We start from the raw sequence: 16944 nt of genomic DNA, 5'->3' as shown, positions 1-16944 counted from the left end.
CCCTTCACCACCGGGTTCATGCTTGATGGGAAGTGAGATCGCGATCTCCGTCCTCGTCATCGTCGCGCTGCTGATGGCGTCGGGGTTCTTTTCCGGCTCCGAAACGGCGTTGACCGGGGCCTCGCGCCCACGCATCCACGCCGCCGCCCAGCAGGGCAGCCGCGCCGCGCAAATCGTGTATGCCCTGTGGGAGCGCAAGGAGCTGCTGATTGGCGGCATCCTGCTGGGCAACAATCTGGTGAACATCGCCGCCTCCGCGATCGCCACGGCCGTGTTCATCAAGCTGGTGGGGGACGCCGGCACGATCTACGCCACCGTGCTGATGACGCTCCTGGTGCTGGTGTTCGCGGAGGTGCTGCCCAAGACCTACGCCATCCACAACGCCGAAAAGGTCTCGCTGGCGGTGGCGCCGGTGATGCGCGTGGTGATGGCGGTCTTCGGCCCGGCCACGCACGCCATCAACTTCCTGGCGCGCGGGGTGCTGCGGCCCTTCGGCGTCGACATCGGGGCGCCGCTGGGCTCCAGCCAGACCGAGGAGGAGCTGCGCGGCGCCATCGACCTGCACGCCGGCGGCACCGAGGAGGTGCGCCAGGAACGCCAGATGCTGCGCTCCATCCTGGATCTGGGCGACGTCGAGGTGGGCGAGATCATGACCCACCGCAAGAACATCATCGCCCTCAACGCGGACGAGGACGTGGACACCCTGATCGAGCAGGTGCTGGATTCGCCCTTCACCCGCATCCCCGTCTGGCGCGAGACGACCGACAACATCGTGGGCGTGCTGCACGCCAAGGAGCTGTTCCGCGCCTTCAAGGAAGCCGGCGGCGACACGAGCGCGCTGCACGTCGGCGAGATCATGCACGCGCCCTGGTTCATCCCCGATTCCACGGACCTGCTGCGCCAGCTTCAGTCCTTCCGGCGGCGGCAGGAGCACTTCGCCATCGTCGTGGACGAGTACGGCGAGATGCTCGGCATCGTCACGCTGGAGGACATTCTGGAGGAGATCGTCGGCGACATCGCCGACGAGCACGACGTCGAGATCGCCGGCGTGACCACGCTCAAGGACGGCGCCATCCTGGTCGAGGGCACGGTCACGATCCGCGACCTCAACCGTCAGTTCGAGTGGACCCTGCCGGACGAGGAAGCCTCCACGATCGCCGGGCTGGTGCTGCACGAGGCCCGCCGGATTCCCGAAGTGGGCCAGACCTACGTCTTCCACGGTTTCCGCTTCGAGATCCTGGGCCGCCAGCGCAACCAGGTGACCTCCATCAAGATCACGCCGGTGGAGGACGAAAACGCCGAGGAAACCGGGTAGGATCGTTAGGCCACCGCCGAAAGGGCACCGCCATGCCGCTGTCCGACCCCACCGAGCGCGAGCCGCTGCACCGCCGCCGCTACGTCTTCGACGGCTACCGGCGCGCGGACGGCCTGTGGGACATCGAGGGCCGGATCGTGGACACCAAGGCCTACACCTTCGCCAACACCGACCGCGGCACGATCCCGGCGGGCGAGCCGCTGCACGAAATGGCGGTGCGGCTGACACTGGACGACGATTTCACGATCCGCGACATCGAGGCCGCGACGGACCACGGCCCCTTCACCGTCTGCCCCGGCGCGACCGCGACCTACCGCGCGCTCATCGGGCACAGCGTGGGCGCGGGCTGGCGGCGCACGCTGCGCAAGGTGGCCGGCGGCTGGGACGGGTGCACGCACATCACCGAGCTGCTGGGTGCGATGGGCACGGTCGCCTTCCAGACCATCGGCCCCGCCCGCGCCAAGCGTGCGGGCGACAGCGGCGGCGACGGCGAGCGCGGCCTCATCGGCACCTGCCACGCCTTCCGCCGCGACGGCCCCGTGGTGCGCCGGCAGTGGCCGGAGCACGCCACCCCGCCGGACGGCGAAGAGACGTGACCGCCTCTCACGCCGGGGCGCGCGGCGGCATGCCCAGGCGGAACAGCAGCCCGTGGCCCGCGTTGGCGTGGCCGCGTTCCGTGGCCGCGCTGCGGAAGTAGCCCAGCACGAAGGTCCGCACCGCCGAGGTCAGCCCGCCCACGGCGCGCTGGGCATCCACCCCGGCGACGATGTCGCTGACCGTCACGCCCTCGCGCCGGGCGATCTCCTCCAGGCTTTCCCACAGTTCGGGTTCGAGCCGCAGACTCGTCCGCCGGCCGTTCACGGTGACGTTCCGGCTCACGAGCGCGCTCGACAAGGCATCCCGACCATCCGCCATCGGGTTCGACGTGCCCCCTCGCTTTCACAACCTATCCGGCTAGGCCGTGCGGCGAAGGATAGACACGCTGCACGCGTTTGCAACCAGAAATGACGTATCCGAGGAGTTATACCCGTTATCCGAGCGCGCGACCGCCGGCGTGTCACGCCCCGGCGATGCGCGCGTCCTCGGCCGGGGTGCGGGCCGTGAGCTGGAGGGCGTGCACGCGCTCGGCCAGTTCGGCGCTGAGCGCGTCGTGGATCATGCGCTGGCGCTGCACGCGGCTGACGCCCTCGAACACGGGGCTGACGACGGTAACGCGGAAGTGCGTCTCGCCGCCGGGCAGCCAGCCGCTGTGGCCGCGGTGCTTGTGGGAGTCGTCCGCGATCTCCAGGCGCTCGGGCGTGAAGGCGTCGCGGAGCTTGGCCTCGATGCGCTCGGCCATGGTCATGGCTGCCTCGCGGAATTCCGATAGCCGGCAGGGTTGTGGCCCTGAACGCCGCTGATAGCCTTCCCGCGCCGCCGCATGCAAGCGCGGCCGACCCGCAGGCCCCGGACCCAACCGCGCAGAACCCACGCGACCCGCCGCATGAGCACCCAAACCGCCACCGCCACGGGCGCATTCTCGCGCCGAGCCGCCTACCTGTTGCTCGCCGCCGTCGTGCTGATCTGGGGCGCGAACTGGCCTGTCATGAAGGTCGGCCTGGCCTATGTGGAGCCCTTCACCTTCACGGCGCTGCGCATGCTGCTGGGCGCGGCGGCGCTGTTCGGCGTGCTGGCGGCGACGGGGCGGCTGGCGGTGCCGACGCGCCGCGACCTGCCGGTGCTGCTGTCGGTCGGGCTGTTCCAGATGGCGGGCTTCCTGGCCTGCGTCATGTTCGGCCTGCAGACCGTGGATGCGGGGCGCTCGGCCATCCTGGCCTACACCACCCCGCTGTGGGTGACGCCCGTGGCCGTCGCCGTGCTGGGCGAGCGCATCGGCGCCTGGAAAGGGATCGGGCTGGGGCTCGGCCTCGCCGGGGTGGCGGCGATGTTCAACCCGCTGGGCTTCGCCTGGGACGACCCGGCGGTGGTGCGCGGCAACGGCCTGCTGATGCTGGCCGCGTTCTGCTGGGCGGTGGCGATCCTGCACGTGCGCGCGCACAGCTGGGATTCCTCGCCGCTCCAGCTGGCGCCCTGGCAGATGTGCGTGGCCGCGCCGATCCTGACCGCGCTGGCGCTCACCTTCGAGGGCACCGGGAGCATCACCTGGGCGCCCGAGTTCCTGGCCGTGATCGCCTACAACGCCCCGCTGGCCACGGCCTTCTGCTTCTGGGGGGCGGTGACGGTGACGCGCGCCCTGCCCGCGATCTCCACCTCGCTGGGCTTCCTGGGGGTACCGGTGCTGGGGATGCTGCTGGCAGCGGTGACACTGGGCGAGACGCTGACGCTGACGCGCGTGAGCGGGCTGGTGCTCATCGTCGCCGGAATGGCGCTGGTCAACCTGGCGGACCTGCGCAGCGACTGACCGCCGGCGGGCCGCGCTTCCTTGTCTCACCGCGCGGCGCCACCCATACTTTCGGCACCATGAAGAAAGCCGCCGCCGAAGCCCTTTCCCGCCCGTTCCGCGACAGCCGGGCCTACGCCCGGAGCGAGCCGCGTGCGTGCGACCAGCCGGGCTGCGAGGGCGTGGGCGAATACCGCGCCCCGCGCTCGCGCGAGCGGCTGAACGAGTACTACTGGTTCTGCCTGGACCACGTGCGCGCCTACAACCGCTCGTGGAACTACTTCGCCGGCATGAGCGAAGAGGAGATCGAGCGCGAACGCGAGCGCGACTGCACGGGCAGCCGCCCCACCTGGCCCTTCGCCAGCCTGGGCCGCGGCGGTCCCCGCTACGGCACACGCGGCTTCCGCGACGACTTCGGCTTCTTCCACGAGGAACGCGGGGACGAGGACGGCGCGCGCGCCCACTGGCAGGAAGAGCGCGGTAGCGGCACCGGCTCGAAGCGGCGCGCCCGCACGCCCGAGGACGAGGCGCTGGCGGAGCTGGACCTGCAGCGCCCCGTGACCTTCGCCGACATCAAGGCGCGCTACAAGGCGCTGGTGAAGCGCTTGCACCCCGACGCCACGGGCAACCGCGACGAGGCGCAGCAGGACAAGCTGAAGGCCGTGAACCAGGCCTACGCCACGCTGCGCACCGCCTGGGGGCGGTGACCCGTCCGCGGATCTCGTTGCCGGCTCTCGGGGGTACGCAAACGCCGGTCGGCCACCTACATCGGAGAGCGAGCGCGCCCGCCCGCGGTGCGCGGGATGGCAACGGAAAGGACGACGATGGCAGCAGAGACGGCAACGGCGCCGGGTGTCAGCCAGCAGCCCGACATCAAGGTGTCGGTGCGCCAGACCTTCGGCATCGACAGCGACATGGAGGTTCCCGCGTTCAGCCAGGGCGACGAGCACGTTCCCGAGCTGGACGAGACCTACCGCTTCGACCACGACACCACGCTGGCGATCCTGGCGGGCTATGCCTACAACCGCCGCGTCCTGATCCAGGGCTACCACGGCACCGGCAAGTCCACCCACATCGAGCAGGTGGCGGCGCGGCTGAACTGGCCGTGCATCCGCATCAACCTGGACAGCCACATCTCGCGCATCGACTTGGTGGGCAAGGACGCCATCGTCCTGCGCGACGGCAAGCAGGTGACGGAGTTCCGCGAGGGCCTGCTGCCGTGGGCGCTGCAAAACCCCACGGCGCTGGTGTTCGACGAGTACGACGCCGGCCGCCCGGACGTGATGTTCGTCATCCAGCGCGTGCTGGAGGTCGAGGGCAAGCTGACGCTCTTGGACCAGAACCGGGTGATCCACCCCCACCCGGCCTTCCGCCTCTTCGCCACGGCGAACACCGTGGGCCTGGGCGACACGACGGGCCTCTACCACGGCACGCAGCAGATCAACCAGGGCCAGATGGACCGCTGGAACATCGTGGCCACGCTCAACTACCTCCCCAGCGAGGAGGAGAAGGCGATCCTGCTGCAAAAGCTGCCGCAGTACGACAGCGAGCAGGGCCGCAACACCATCCAGGCCATGGTGAACTGCGCCGACCTGACGCGCGCCGGCTTCATGAACGGCGACATCTCCACCGTGATGAGCCCGCGCACGGTTATGACCTGGGCGGAGAACGCGGCGATCTTCAACGACCCCGGCTTCGCCTTCCGCGTCAGCTTCCTCAACAAGTGCGACGAGCTGGAGCGGCCCATCGTGGCCGAGTACTACCAGCGCTGCTTCGGCACCGAGCTGCCGGAGACGGGCGTGAACGCGACGATCGTTTAGGCAGGGCGCATGAGCCGGAACACCGGCGGCGAAAGCAGCAGCGAGCGCTTCAAGCAGGCGACCGGCGCCACGCTGCGCGCGCTGGCGCGGCGGTCGGACGTGACCGCGAGCTTCCACACCAACCATCAGACCGGCTCGCAGGCGGGCACGGACGTCCAGCTGCCCGAGCCGGGCCGCGAGATGTCCAGCGAGGAAGCCGCCCGACTGCGCGGCGAGGCCGACGCCTGTGCCGTGCGCATGCGCTACCACGACCAACGGGTCCACAGCGCCAACCGCCCCACGACCCAGGCGGCGCGCGAGGTCTTCGACGCCGTGGAGCAGGCGCGCTGCGAGTCGCTGGGCAGCACCTTCGCCGGGGTGTCCGCCAACCTCGACGCCGCGCTGGACGAACGCTACCGGGCGCGCGGCTACACGCACATCCAGCACCGCGAGGATGTGCCGCTTTCCGAAGTGCTGCGCGTGCTGGCGCGCGAGCGCATGACCGGCCAGACGCCGCCGCCGGCCGCCAAGGCCATGCTGGACGCCTGGCGCCCCACGCTGGACGCCGACGTGCTGCGCGACCTGGAGGAGATGGCCGGCCAGCGCGAGGATCAGGCCGGCTACGCCCACACCGCCCACCGCCTGCTGCGCCACCTGGACCTGGAAGCGCCCGAGGAGGAGACCCCCGAGGAGGAGCAGCAGGAAGAGGCCGAAGCCGAAGAGGGCGGCCAGGACGACGAGAACGAGGACACCACGGGCTCCGCCGGGCAGCAGCACGGCCAGGACCACGGCGGCGAGGAAAGCGAGTCGGGCGAGCAGCAGCACGCCAGCGCCGCCGCCGAGGAGTCGCAGACGGAGTCCCAGAGCCAGACGGTCGCCGGCGCGAGCTCGGAGCAGCCCGGCCGCCCCGGCACGGAGCCGCGCCCCGACCGCGACCACAATCAGGCGGAACAGCCGCCCTATCAGGCCTACACCACGGCGTTCGACGAGACCGTGGACGCCGCCGATCTGTGCGACCCGGACGAGTTGACGCGCCTGCGCCGCGTGCTGGACCAGCAGCTCACCCACCTCCAGGCGGTCGTCTCGCGCCTCGCCAACCGCCTGCAGCGCCGCCTGATGGCGCGGCAGACGCGCGCGTGGCAGTTCAACCTGGAAGAGGGCTATCTGGACACCGCGCGCCTGGCCCGCGTGATCGCCAACCCGGACCAGCCGCTTTCCTACAAGCAGGAGACGGAGAGCGAATTCCGCGACACCGTGGTCACGCTGCTGCTGGACAACTCCGGCTCGATGCGCGGGCGGCCCATCACCGTGGCGGCGATGAGCGCCGACATCCTGGCGCGCACGCTGGAGCGCTGCGGCGTGAAGGTGGAGGTGCTGGGCTTCACCACGCGCATGTGGAAGGGCGGTCAGTCGCGCGAGCGCTGGATCGCGAACGGCAAGCCGGCGCATCCCGGCCGCCTGAACGACCTGCGCCACATCGTCTACAAGAGCGCCGAGACCCCCTGGCGCCGCGCCCGGCGCAAGCTGGGCCTGATGCTGCGCGAGGGCGTGCTCAAGGAGAACATCGACGGCGAAGCGCTGATGTGGGCCCACCAGCGCCTGATCGCGCGGCCCGAGCAGCGCCGCATCCTCATGGTCATCTCCGACGGCGCGCCGGTGGACGACTCCACGCTCTCGGTGAACCCCGGCACCTATCTGGAGCGTCACCTGCGCCAGGTCATCGACTGGATCGAGCGGCGCTCGCCCGTGGAGCTGACGGCCATCGGCATCGGCCACGACGTCACGCGCTACTACCGGCGCGCGGTGACGATCCACGACGCCGAACAGCTCGGCGGCACGATGATGGACAGCCTCGCCGACCTCTTCGACGAGCAGCCCGTCAGCACCAGCGCGCGCGGCGGCCAGCAACGGGACCGGACCGCCCGAAGCGGCTCGTCCGTTTGGCGGCGCTGACCTGCGTTTCCCCCACCGCCTTCGCCCGTTCGGACAGCGGACGCGCTCCGGCGCGCGTGCGATCCTGCCGGTCCGTTGCGCGGTCCCGCCTCGGGACCGGCGCCGGATCGGAGGACGCAACCGTGATCGGCTTCAAACGCATCGCGATCTGGGCGCTCGCTGCCCTGCTGCTGGTCCCGGGCGCCGCGCACGCCCAGCGGGAGCTGACCGTGGCGGCGCTGACGGGCTGGCCGCCCTTCTCCGACGAGGGCCTGCCGGCGAACGGCTTCGCCAACGAGGTCATCACGGTCGCGCTCAAGCGCGCCGGCTACGACGCCCGGGTGGAGATGATGCCGTGGCCGGAAGCCAAGGCCAGCGTCATGGCCGGGGAACACGACGTGCTCTCCTCGGTCTGGCACACCGAAGCCCGCGCGGAGAAGCTCGCCTTCACCGACCCCGTCGCCGAGAACCGCATCGTCTTCATCGCGCCGGCGGAGTCGCCCTTCACCTACACCGGCCTCGACAGCCTGAAAGGCAAGACGGTCGCCGTGGCGGAGGAATACCACTACGCCGAAGCGTTCCTGGAATCCGACGCCTTCACGCGCCTGGAGAACCCCAATCTGGTCGCCGGGCTGTTCCAAGTGGCCAACGGCGAGGCGGATCTGGCCGTGGGTGACGAGCTGACCGCGCGCTACCTGATCGGCGAGAGCGCCAAGCGCTTCGAGGGCATGGACTTCGCCCTGAGCGAGCGCGCGCTCAGCGAACGCCCGCTGCACGTGGGTGTCAGCCGCGCCGTGGCGGGCACGCAGGCGATCGTCACGGCGTTCAACGAGGCGCTGGCCGCGATGCGGAAAGAGGGGACCTACGTGGAGATCAAGGAGAAGCACGGGCTTACAGAGGCGGACGCGCCGCAACAAGTGGCAACACCCGACGCGGAGTGAAGCCGCACGCAGCGAAAACCGCGTTGAGTCGCATCGAATTTGGCGGAATAGCTTGCGCGATTTGAATCCTTTTCTTGCAACATCGCGCGCGACCCCCGTGGATACGGACGTATCTGCCGCCGAGCGCACGCGAATGTCATGCGCGTGCCACAAACGACCGCAATTCGACTTGATCCGGATGAAAAGGTTAACGCGCTGTTAACTTTTGCCGTGCCAGGCTGTGCCCACTGAGCAGGAGGCCGTGTGCGCACATGCGCTGGCAGGATCGCCATACCAGCTGGTTCCGGCGGGCCGTCCGCCCCGGCCGCGTGCTACGCGGCCTGGGGCGCGAGGAGCGCGGCACGGCGGCGGCTGAGTTCGCCTTGCTGATCACGCCGCTGATGGTGATCATGTTCGGCATCGTGCAGTTCGGCCTCGCCTTTTCCGTCTACAACACCATGACGGACGCCGCGCGTCGAGCCGCCCGCGCCGTGGCGGTCCAGGGCGAGGCGCCGGGGAACGCCGGCACCATCGCCCAAAACAGCCTGCAAAGCTGGGGCCACACGCAGTTCAGCGTGGACACCGAGGTGGCCCCCGACGGGCGTGTCACCGTCCGCATCAGCACGGGGCTCAGCGAAGCAGCGCTGATCAATCCGGTCGGTCTCATCCCGGACGACGCCCAGCTCAGCACCCGCGTCGTCATGCGCCGCCTGCCGGGCGCCGGGGGCGGAAGCTAGGGCGGATCGCCGGAAAGCAGAATCACCTTTTCCGTATGCTCACGGCGCCGTGGCCGTCCCGGGGTGATTCTGCTTGCTCGTGCGTGGACAGCCACACGGCTACCACGCCGAAGGCGCTGAAACTGCTCGCACGGGAAAACAGGAACCTGGCGTGAGGTTTCTGGCTCTATCGGCGAACACGATTTCACGCACGATGGTCTCGGGCGCCGACACTCCTCCCCGTCCGGACGGCTGCCGGGTCCGGCCTTCGCGGGCAAACTCTTGGCGTGACCAGCGCGAGGAGGCCCCGTGTCGGACCGGCGGCGCCGGGCGGAAACGGACGCGGATCGGCCGGCCATCCGCGTCGCGGTGCTGATCAACGGTGTGGGCTTGCGCCTCGCCAAGGGGCGCTTGCTGCTGGCCGTCGTGGACCGGCTGGTGGCGCGCGGCTACGCCGTCGACGTGCTCGTCCACGATCCGCCGGCCTGGCTGGCGGCGCGCTTGCCGGCGGAAGCGCGGGCGGTCGACATCAGCCGCGTGTGGGAGCGCTGGCTGCCGCCGCGGCAGTTGGGGAAGATGGGCGTCTACCTCTCGCTGGCGGCGCTGGTGCGCTATCTGCGCCGCGAGCGGCCGGCGGTGCTGCTGGCCGGTTCCATCCCGCCCAACGTGACGGCGCTGCTGGCGCGGCGGCTGGCGGGCGTCGCCACGCGGATCGTCCTGCGCCAGAGCAATGTCGTCGCCATCCCCGGCGACCCGGATTGCGGCGGTGTGCGCGCCCGCCCGCGCGACCGCCTCGTGCGGCGGCTGTACCGTGAGGCGGACGCGATCGTCGCGGTGTCACGGGGCGTCGCGGACAACACCGCGCGCCTGCCGGGGGTGACGGGCGAGCGCGTGCACACCGTGCTCACAGGGTACGACGGCCGGGTGCCGCGCTGGAGCTGTGCGCGGCCCGAGCAGCCCTGGCTCAGCGACGGCGGCCCGCCGGTGATCCTGAACGTGGCGCGCTATGTGGCGAAGAAGGATCAGGCGACGCTGCTGCGCGCCTTCGCGCGCGTGGCGGCAACGCGGGACGCGCGCCTGCTGATCCTGGGCCGCGACGGGCCGGAACGCCGGCGGCTGGCGGCCCTGGCGGCGGAGCTGGGGGTCGCCGAGCGCGTGGCCCTGGGCGCCTTCACCGACAACCCCTACGCGGCGATGGCGCGGGCGCGCGTGTTCGTGCTGTCGTCGGTGTCGGAGGGCATGCCGAGCGTCGTGCTGGAGGCGCTGGCGTGCGGCTGCCCGGTGGTGAGCACCGACTGCCCCAGTGGCCCGCGCGAGGTGCTGGCCGACGGGGCGTTCGGGCGCCTGGTTCCTGTCCGCGATCCGGCCACGCTGGCCGAGGCCATCACCGCCACGCTGGACGCCCCGCCCGACCCCGAGCGCCTGCGCACCCACGCGGCCCAGCACACCATCACCCGCGCGGCCGAGGCCTACGCCGACGTGGTGGCCGATCAGGTTTTAGCCGGTATGGCGGCCTGCCGCTGACGCCGCAGGCGCGCCTTCGGCCAAGCCGACCTAGGAGTCCCACGGATTTTCCGGCGACACTGCGCTCGGTCGTGAATGACCCATTCGCCCACCACGCTGGTCCCATGGCGGCTTGCCGCTGACGCGGCTAAGCCGCCCTACGAGGGCCTTGAGAAGCCCGTTCATCGCGGTCGGACACCGGTGTCGACTGACAGATGGTTCCAAGAATCATTCTTGGTCCAAAGATCATCTTTGGTCGTGAGGGACCTGTACGTTTGCCGCGCGACGCCGGTGTCGAGTGACTGATGTTTCCAAAGATCATCTTTGGTTAGAGGATGAAGCGGGAGAGGTCCGTATCGCGCGCCAGGTCGGCGACCTGATTGTGGACGTAGTCGGCGTCGATGCGGACGGTTTCGCCGGCACGGTCGGCGGCGGTGTAGGAGACCTCGTCCAGCAGCCGCTCCATGACGGTGTGCAGGCGCCGGGCGCCGATGTTTTCGACGCTGCCGTTGATCTCGGCGGCGAGGTCGGCGAGCGCGTCGATGGCGTCGGGCGTGAAGTCCAGCGTGACCTCTTCGGTGCCGATCAGCGCCTTGTACTGGCGGATCAGGCTGTTCTCGGGCTCTTCCAGGATCCGCTTGAAGTCGTCGCGGGAGAGCGCGTCCAGCTCCACGCGGATGGGCAGACGGCCCTGGAGTTCCGGCAGCATGTCGGCGGGTTTGTTGTCGTGGAACGCGCCCGAGGCGATGAAGAGGATGTGGTCCGTCTTGACCGTGCCGTGCTTGGTGGAGACCTGCGTGCCCTCGATCATGGGCAGGAGGTCGCGCTGCACGCCCTCGCGCGAGACGTCGCCGCTGGTGCGCGCGTTGCCGGCGGTGATCTTGTCGATCTCGTCGAGGAAGACGATGCCGTGGTCTTCCACCTGGCGGATGGCCTGGTTCGTCAGGGTTTCCTGGTCGAGCAGGTTGTCGGCCTCCTCCTCGATCAGCTTGTCGCGCGCCTCGGCGACCCGCAGCTTGCGCGAGCGCGAGCGCCCGCCGGTCATCTGCTTCATCAGGTCGTTGAGGTTGATGGCGCCCATCTGTCCGCCACCGCCGGGCATGTCGAACATGGGCATCTGGCCGCCGCCGCTGTCGCTGATGTCGACCTCGACCTCGCGGTCGTCCAGCTCGCCCTTGCGCAGCATGCCGCGGAACTTCTGGCGCGTGTCGCCACCGGCACTCTGACCGACGAGGGCGTCCAGCAGGCGTTCCTCGGCGTTCAGCTCGGCGTGGGCCTGGACTTCTTTGCGCAGGCGCTCGCGCGTCATGTTGATCGCGATCTCGACCAGGTCGCGGACGATCTGCTCCACGTCGCGGCCGACGTAGCCGACCTCGGTGAACTTGGTCGCCTCGACCTTGAGGAAGGGCGCCTCGGCCAGCTTGGCGAGCCGGCGCGCGATCTCGGTCTTGCCCACGCCGGTGGGGCCGATCATCAGGATGTTCTTGGGCTGCACCTCGTCGCGCAGCTCCTCGGGGAGCTGCTGGCGGCGCCAGCGGTTGCGCAGCGCGATGGCGACGGCGCGCTTGGCCTCGTTCTGGCCGACGATGTAGCGGTCCAGCTCGGAGACGATCTCGCGCGGGGAGAAGGGCGCGCGGCCGTGGTCCTGGGCGATTTCAGCGGACATCGAGACGCTCGAGCGTGATTTCCTGGTTGGTGTAGATGCACACCGAGCCGGCGATGTGCATGGCGCGCGTGGCGATGGTTTCGGCGTCCATCCCCTCGACGTCGAGCAGGGCGCGCGCGGCCGCGTGGGCGTAGGGCCCGCCGGAGCCGATGCCGATCAGCCCGTCCTGGGGCTCCAGCACGTCGCCGTTGCCGGAGAGGACGAGCGAGGTGCGCGCGTCGGCCACCGCCATCATGGCCTCCAGCCGGCGCAGGTAGCGGTCGGTGCGCCAGTCCTTCGCCAGCTCGACGCAGGCGCGCATGAGCTGGCCGGGGTGCTGTTCCAGCTTGCCCTCCAGGCGCTCGAACAGCGTGAAGGCGTCCGCCGTGGCGCCGGCGAAGCCGGCGATGACCTCGCCCTTGTTGCCCAGCGGGCGCACCTTGCGCGCGTTGCTCTTCATCACGGTGTTGCCGAGCGTGACCTGCCCGTCGCCCGCAACGACGACGCGGTCGCCCTTGCGCACCGAGAGGATGGTGGTGCCGTGCCAGTCGGTGGAACCGGAATCCACGTCGCGCTCCGTGTGGCCGTGGGTGGGGTGCGCCCGGAAGATGGCGGCGCGCATCGCGCGTTTCAACGCACCCCGGCGCGCGGGGCGTCGGCATCGCGGCGCAGCGCGAGGTCCAGGTGGTCCAGCGCGGCGGCGATGGGGATGAAGAAGTTGACGCCGATGGACGTGGGATCGCCGCCCGCCTGCACGCCCGACACCGCCAGCCCGACGACGTTGCCCCGAGCGTCGAGCAGCGGCCCGCCGCTGTTGCCGCCCTGGATGTCGGCGTCGGCCTGGATCAGGCGCAGGCCGCGCTCGCTTTCGCGGAAGGCGCTGACGGTGCCGCGCGTGACCGTGGCGGCCAGGTCTTCGTCCAGCGGCGTGCCCACGGCGTAGACGGTGTCGGCGATCCGGGGCGAGTCGGCGCGGATGGGCACGGGGGTGTGGCCGTCGGGTTCGACGTGCAGCACGGCCACGTCGCGCCGCCGGTCCCGGCGCAGCACGCGCGCCATGACGCGCCGCCCGTCGGTGAGCGTGACGGGCATGCGGTCGTTCGCGCCCACGACGTGCTGGTTGGTCAGGATCAGCGCGGGGGTAACGAAGACGCCGCTGCCGTGGCCGTCCGCGCCCACGGTGACGACGGCGTGGCGCACGCGGTCCGCCTTGCCCCGGAGCGGCTCGGTGTAGAGCGGCGGCGAGGCCACCTCCAGCTTCGCGCGCCGCGGCTCACCGCCGCTCGCGTCGTCCGGCGCGGTCAGGAGCTTGCGGACCCCGTCGGTCCCGAGCAGCGTCCGCGCGGCGTTCGCCATGGCGCGGTCCAGCAGCAGCACCTCGCCGTTGCGGGCGGCGTCGGCGAGCTTCGCCTCGGCCTCGACCGTGCGGGAAAAGACGGTGCGCTCCTTCAGCACGGAATAAACCCGCCAATCGACCGTGATCTCGGCGCGCCCGCGCTGGCGGCCCGTGGCGTCGCCGCTGAACCAGTCGATGCCGTCGCAGACCGTCATCTCGATGCCGGTGACGCGGGCGCCCAGCAGGTAGCGGGCGTTGCGTTTCTCCGTGCGGAAGAGGGCGTCGGGATCGCGGGTGAGCGTCACCCCGGCCTCGTGCAAGACCTCGCGCACGCGCTCGCCCCAGCTTTCCGGGGCGTCGCGCAGGGGCGAGCGACCCCAGACGACGTGCGAATCGAAGGGGTAGCAGGACAGCATCGCGTAGCGGTAGTCGCCCACCCGCGTGCCGGGGCGGATGTCGACGCGGCTGCCGGCGTATTCCACGGGCGCGGTGGCGGCCGACAGCTCGGGCGCGGCCGGTGGGTCCGGCACATCGCGGCCGCCCACCGGCGCGCACGCACTCAGGACGACACACGCGGCAACCAGCAGCGGCAGGGCGCGAAGGGGCAGCGGCACACGCATGCGGCGAAGCGTAGAGGCTCGCCACGCGCATGCAATCGTGTGGTGTCGCCCGTCCGTGGGATAAGCGGCGTGCGTGCCCGCTCTGGTCCGGGCGCGGCGTGGCTGCTACAAGAGCGTCGATCCCGAAACCCCTGCAGCCCCATCGCCAAGCTGGAGCAAAGCGCCATGCGCCGTGGCGAGGTCGCGCGCTCGACCAAGGAAACCGAGATCACCGCCCGCGTCGACCTGGACGGCACGGGCGCGTGCGAGATCGGCACCGGCATCGGCTTCTTCGACCACATGCTGGAGCAGCTGGGCCGGCACGCGCTGATCGACATCACGCTCACCGCGCGCGGCGACCTGGACGTGGACGCCCACCACACCGTCGAGGACTGCGGCATTGCGCTGGGTCAGGCGATGGCCGAGGCCCTGGGCGACCGCGCGGGCATCCAGCGCTACGGCGACGCGCTGCTGCCCATGGACGAGGCGCTGACGCAGGTGGCCGTGGACCTCTCCAACCGCGCCTTCCTGGTGTGGAAGGTGCCCTTCGCGCGCGAAAGCCTGGGCGCGCTGCCGACCGAGCTGGTGGCCGAGTTCTTCCGCGCCTTCACCGCGCACGCGGGCGCGACGCTGCACGTCGTCAAGCTGCACGGCGAGAACGACCACCACGTCTGCGAGACCTGCTTCAAGGGGGTGGCGCGGGCGCTGCGCGCGGCCGTGGCCGAGGACCCGCGCGGCGGGGGAGCCGTGCCCTCCACCAAGGGCGCCCTGTAACGGGCCCCGCCTTAATCAACCCGTAAACCGGTTTCGCGTACGATCCGCTCGGCGGGTCGACGCCGGGAGGCGCCCGAACCATGGAAGACGTCGTCGTCATCGATTACGGCGCGGGCAACCTGCGCTCCGTCCACAAGGCCCTGGAACGCGCCGCCGCCACGGCCGGCGCCAACGCCCGCGTGCGCGTGGTCAGCGACGCCGAGGCCGTCGCCGCCGCCGACCGCGTGGTGCTGCCGGGCGTGGGCGCGTTCGCCGACTGCTGGCGCGGCTTGACCGCCCTGGACGGCGTGGTGGACGCGCTCAACGAGACGGTGTGGCAGCGCGGGCGGCCGTTCTTGGGCATCTGCGTGGGCATGCAGCTCATGGCCACGCGCGGCCGCGAGTACGAGGTCTGCCCGGGGCTGAACTGGATCGCCGGGGAGGTGGTGGCGCTCAGCCCCGACGATCCCCACCTCAAGGTTCCGCACATGGGCTGGAACGAGCTGACCGTGCTTGCCACGGAACATCCCGTGTTCGCGGGCATCTCGGGGGACGCGCACGCCTACTTCGTGCACAGCTACGCCTTCCGCGCCGAGGATCCGGCGAGCGTCCTGGCGACGACGGACTACGGCGGGCCGGTGGTGGCCGCGATCGGCCGCGCCAACGCCGTGGGCACGCAGTTCCACCCCGAGAAGAGCCAGGCCACCGGCCTGACGCTGCTGCGCAACTTCCTGACCTGGACGCCCTGACCCGATGACCGTGGAACACACGACCAACCTCACGGCGACCGAGATCGAGCGCATCACCGAGCTGGAAGGCGCCGACCTGCATGACCTGTGCGACGCCGCCGAGGCGGCGATCCGCGACGGCGGCGGCTTCGGCTGGCTGCAGCCGCCGGAGCGCCACGTCATGGAGACCTACTGGAAGGGCGTGCTGCTGGTGCCCGAGCGCGACCTGCTGGTGGCGCGCGTGGACGGCGTGATCGCTGGCTCAGCGCAACTTCTCCGCGCGCCCCGCAACAACGAGGCGCAGGCCTACGTGGGCACGCTGTCCACCTTCTTCATGGCGCCGTGGGCGCGCGGGCACGGCCTGGCGCGCCGGCTGGTGGAGTCCATCGAGGAGCTGGCGCTGTCCCACGGGCTCAAGGTGCTGAACCTGGATGTGCGCGAAAGCCAGCGCCGCGCCATCCAGATCTACCACCACCTGGGCTTCGTCCACTGGGGCACGAACCCCTGCTACGCCCTGGTGGACGGCGAATGGGCCAGGGGCTACTACTACTACAAGTATCTCGCTGCGGAGCCCGCATGATCCTCTATCCCGCCATCGACCTGAAGGGCGGGCGCGCGGTGCGCCTGCTGCGCGGCGACATGGCCGCGGCCACGGTCTACAACGACGACCCCGTGGCCCAGGCCCGCGCCTTTCAGGACGCCGGCTTCGAATGGCTGCACGTCGTCGACCTGGACGGCGCCTTCGCCGGGCATCCCGCCAACGCCGAGGCCGTGCAGCGCATCGTCGAGGAGGTGCGCCTGCCCGTGCAGCTGGGCGGCGGCATCCGCGACCACGCCACGATCGGGCGCTGGCTCGACGCCGGCGTCGAGCGCGTGATCCTTGGCACCGCCGCCGTCAAGGACCCCGAGCTGGTGTACGCCGCGTGCCGCGAACATCCCGGCCGCATCGTCGTCGGCATTGACGCGCGCGACGGCTATGTCGCCACCGAAGGCTGGGCCGAGGTTAGCACGCTGACGACCCAGGACCTGGCGCGGCGCTTCGAGCGGGCGGGCGTGACGGCCATCGTCCACACCGACGTCGGCCGCGACGGCGCGCTCACGGGCGTCAACGTGGCGGCCACGGCCGAGTTGGCGCGCGCCATCGACACCCCGGTCATCGCCTCCGGCGGTGTGGCGGGGCTGGACGACCTGCGCCGCCTGCGCGCCGTGGAAGACGCGGGCATCGAGGGCGTCATCGTCGGCCGCGCGCTCTACGACGGCCGCATCGAACCCCGCGAGGCGCTCGCCCTGCTGGCCGGCGAAACGGCGTGAGGGAGGA

The 16944-nt window shown here is 70.8% G+C and carries 18 protein-coding genes; 13 read left to right on the top strand and 5 right to left on the bottom strand.

From position 1 onward, the window contains the following. Positions 1–25 precede the first annotated feature (25 nt). A complete protein-coding gene (locus BLQ43_RS08310) occupies positions 26–1315 on the top strand; it encodes an HlyC/CorC family transporter (protein ID WP_090019677.1) in 1290 nt (429 codons plus the stop codon). A gap of 32 nt (positions 1316–1347) precedes the next feature. Next, complete coding sequence (locus BLQ43_RS08305) at positions 1348–1911, top strand: DUF2889 domain-containing protein (protein WP_090019676.1); 564 nt, start codon at positions 1348–1350, stop codon at positions 1909–1911. 7 nt (positions 1912–1918) lie between these two features. Here BLQ43_RS08305 and BLQ43_RS08300 read toward each other — a convergent pair whose 3' ends face one another. Both BLQ43_RS08300 and BLQ43_RS08295 read right to left on the bottom strand, forming a co-directional pair. After that, positions 1919–2194: a ribbon-helix-helix domain-containing protein gene (locus tag BLQ43_RS08300; RefSeq protein ID WP_218119161.1), complete on the bottom strand. Its 276-nt coding sequence runs from the start codon at positions 2192–2194 to the stop codon at positions 1919–1921. A gap of 178 nt (positions 2195–2372) precedes the next feature. Further along, positions 2373–2660 (bottom strand): BolA family protein, encoded by a 288-nt coding sequence (locus BLQ43_RS08295; protein ID WP_090019674.1) that lies wholly within the window; start codon positions 2658–2660, stop codon positions 2373–2375. 138 nt (positions 2661–2798) lie between these two features. On the opposite strand from BLQ43_RS08295, the gene BLQ43_RS08290 reads away from it, so the two are divergent. From BLQ43_RS08290 to BLQ43_RS08260, 7 genes are all read left to right on the top strand, one after another. Further along, the gene (locus tag BLQ43_RS08290) at positions 2799–3716 is read left to right on the top strand and encodes a DMT family transporter (RefSeq protein WP_090019673.1); all 918 of its coding nucleotides are present in this window, start codon (positions 2799–2801) and stop codon (positions 3714–3716) included. 59 nt (positions 3717–3775) lie between these two features. Continuing rightward, on the top strand, positions 3776–4402 hold the full coding sequence (locus BLQ43_RS08285) for a J domain-containing protein (RefSeq protein WP_090019672.1): 627 nt from the start codon (positions 3776–3778) through the stop codon (positions 4400–4402). A 117-nt stretch (positions 4403–4519) separates the two neighbouring features. Next, a complete protein-coding gene (gene cobS, locus BLQ43_RS08280) occupies positions 4520–5515 on the top strand; it encodes a cobaltochelatase subunit CobS (protein WP_090019671.1) in 996 nt (331 codons plus the stop codon). A gap of 9 nt (positions 5516–5524) precedes the next feature. Beyond that, entirely contained in the window at positions 5525–7447 is a 1923-nt protein-coding gene (gene cobT / locus BLQ43_RS08275) for a cobaltochelatase subunit CobT (protein ID WP_090019670.1), read from the top strand. 122 nt (positions 7448–7569) lie between these two features. Continuing rightward, positions 7570–8367 (top strand): substrate-binding periplasmic protein, encoded by a 798-nt coding sequence (locus BLQ43_RS08270; protein WP_176758587.1) that lies wholly within the window; start codon positions 7570–7572, stop codon positions 8365–8367. A 251-nt stretch (positions 8368–8618) separates the two neighbouring features. After that, on the top strand, positions 8619–9083 hold the full coding sequence (locus BLQ43_RS08265; RefSeq protein WP_090019668.1) for a TadE/TadG family type IV pilus assembly protein: 465 nt from the start codon (positions 8619–8621) through the stop codon (positions 9081–9083). 288 nt (positions 9084–9371) lie between these two features. Further along, positions 9372–10586, top strand: a complete 1215-nt coding sequence (locus BLQ43_RS08260) for a glycosyltransferase (protein WP_090019667.1) — start codon at positions 9372–9374, stop codon at positions 10584–10586. A gap of 307 nt (positions 10587–10893) precedes the next feature. On the opposite strand, the gene hslU is transcribed toward BLQ43_RS08260, so the two are convergent. From hslU to BLQ43_RS08245, 3 genes are read right to left on the bottom strand one after another with little or no spacing between them, the layout of a single operon-like run. Then, positions 10894–12231, bottom strand: coding sequence for an ATP-dependent protease ATPase subunit HslU (hslU, locus tag BLQ43_RS08255; RefSeq protein ID WP_090019666.1), 1338 nt, complete (start codon positions 12229–12231; stop codon positions 10894–10896). Further along, entirely contained in the window at positions 12221–12832 is a 612-nt protein-coding gene (gene hslV / locus BLQ43_RS08250; protein WP_090019665.1) for an ATP-dependent protease subunit HslV, read from the bottom strand. Before hslV ends, hslU begins: the two co-directional genes overlap by 11 nt. A gap of 8 nt (positions 12833–12840) precedes the next feature. Next, complete coding sequence (locus BLQ43_RS08245; RefSeq protein WP_090019664.1) at positions 12841–14166, bottom strand: S1C family serine protease; 1326 nt, start codon at positions 14164–14166, stop codon at positions 12841–12843. A gap of 165 nt (positions 14167–14331) precedes the next feature. Here BLQ43_RS08245 and hisB point away from each other — a divergent pair, with 165 nt between their 5' ends. From hisB to hisA, 4 genes are all read left to right on the top strand, one after another. Then, positions 14332–14919 carry an imidazoleglycerol-phosphate dehydratase HisB gene (gene hisB, locus BLQ43_RS08240; protein ID WP_090019663.1) on the top strand — a complete coding sequence of 196 codons (588 nt, stop codon included), beginning with the start codon at positions 14332–14334 and terminating at the stop codon, positions 14917–14919. 80 nt (positions 14920–14999) lie between these two features. Beyond that, complete coding sequence (gene hisH / locus BLQ43_RS08235; RefSeq protein ID WP_090019662.1) at positions 15000–15647, top strand: imidazole glycerol phosphate synthase subunit HisH; 648 nt, start codon at positions 15000–15002, stop codon at positions 15645–15647. Positions 15648–15651: 4 nt separating this feature from the next. After that, the gene (locus BLQ43_RS08230) at positions 15652–16206 is read left to right on the top strand and encodes a GNAT family N-acetyltransferase (RefSeq protein WP_090019661.1); all 555 of its coding nucleotides are present in this window, start codon (positions 15652–15654) and stop codon (positions 16204–16206) included. After that, positions 16203–16937 carry a 1-(5-phosphoribosyl)-5-[(5-phosphoribosylamino)methylideneamino]imidazole-4-carboxamide isomerase gene (gene hisA, locus BLQ43_RS08225; RefSeq protein WP_090019660.1) on the top strand — a complete coding sequence of 245 codons (735 nt, stop codon included), beginning with the start codon at positions 16203–16205 and terminating at the stop codon, positions 16935–16937. Before BLQ43_RS08230 ends, hisA begins: the two co-directional genes overlap by 4 nt. Positions 16938–16944 lie beyond the last annotated feature (7 nt).

The sequence above is a fragment of the Limimonas halophila genome (assembly GCF_900100655.1).
In the GTDB taxonomy this organism is placed as follows: domain Bacteria; phylum Pseudomonadota; class Alphaproteobacteria; order Kiloniellales; family Rhodovibrionaceae; genus Limimonas; species Limimonas halophila.
Note: the sequence above shows the minus strand (reverse complement) of the source record. Positions and strands in the feature narration are given on the sequence as shown.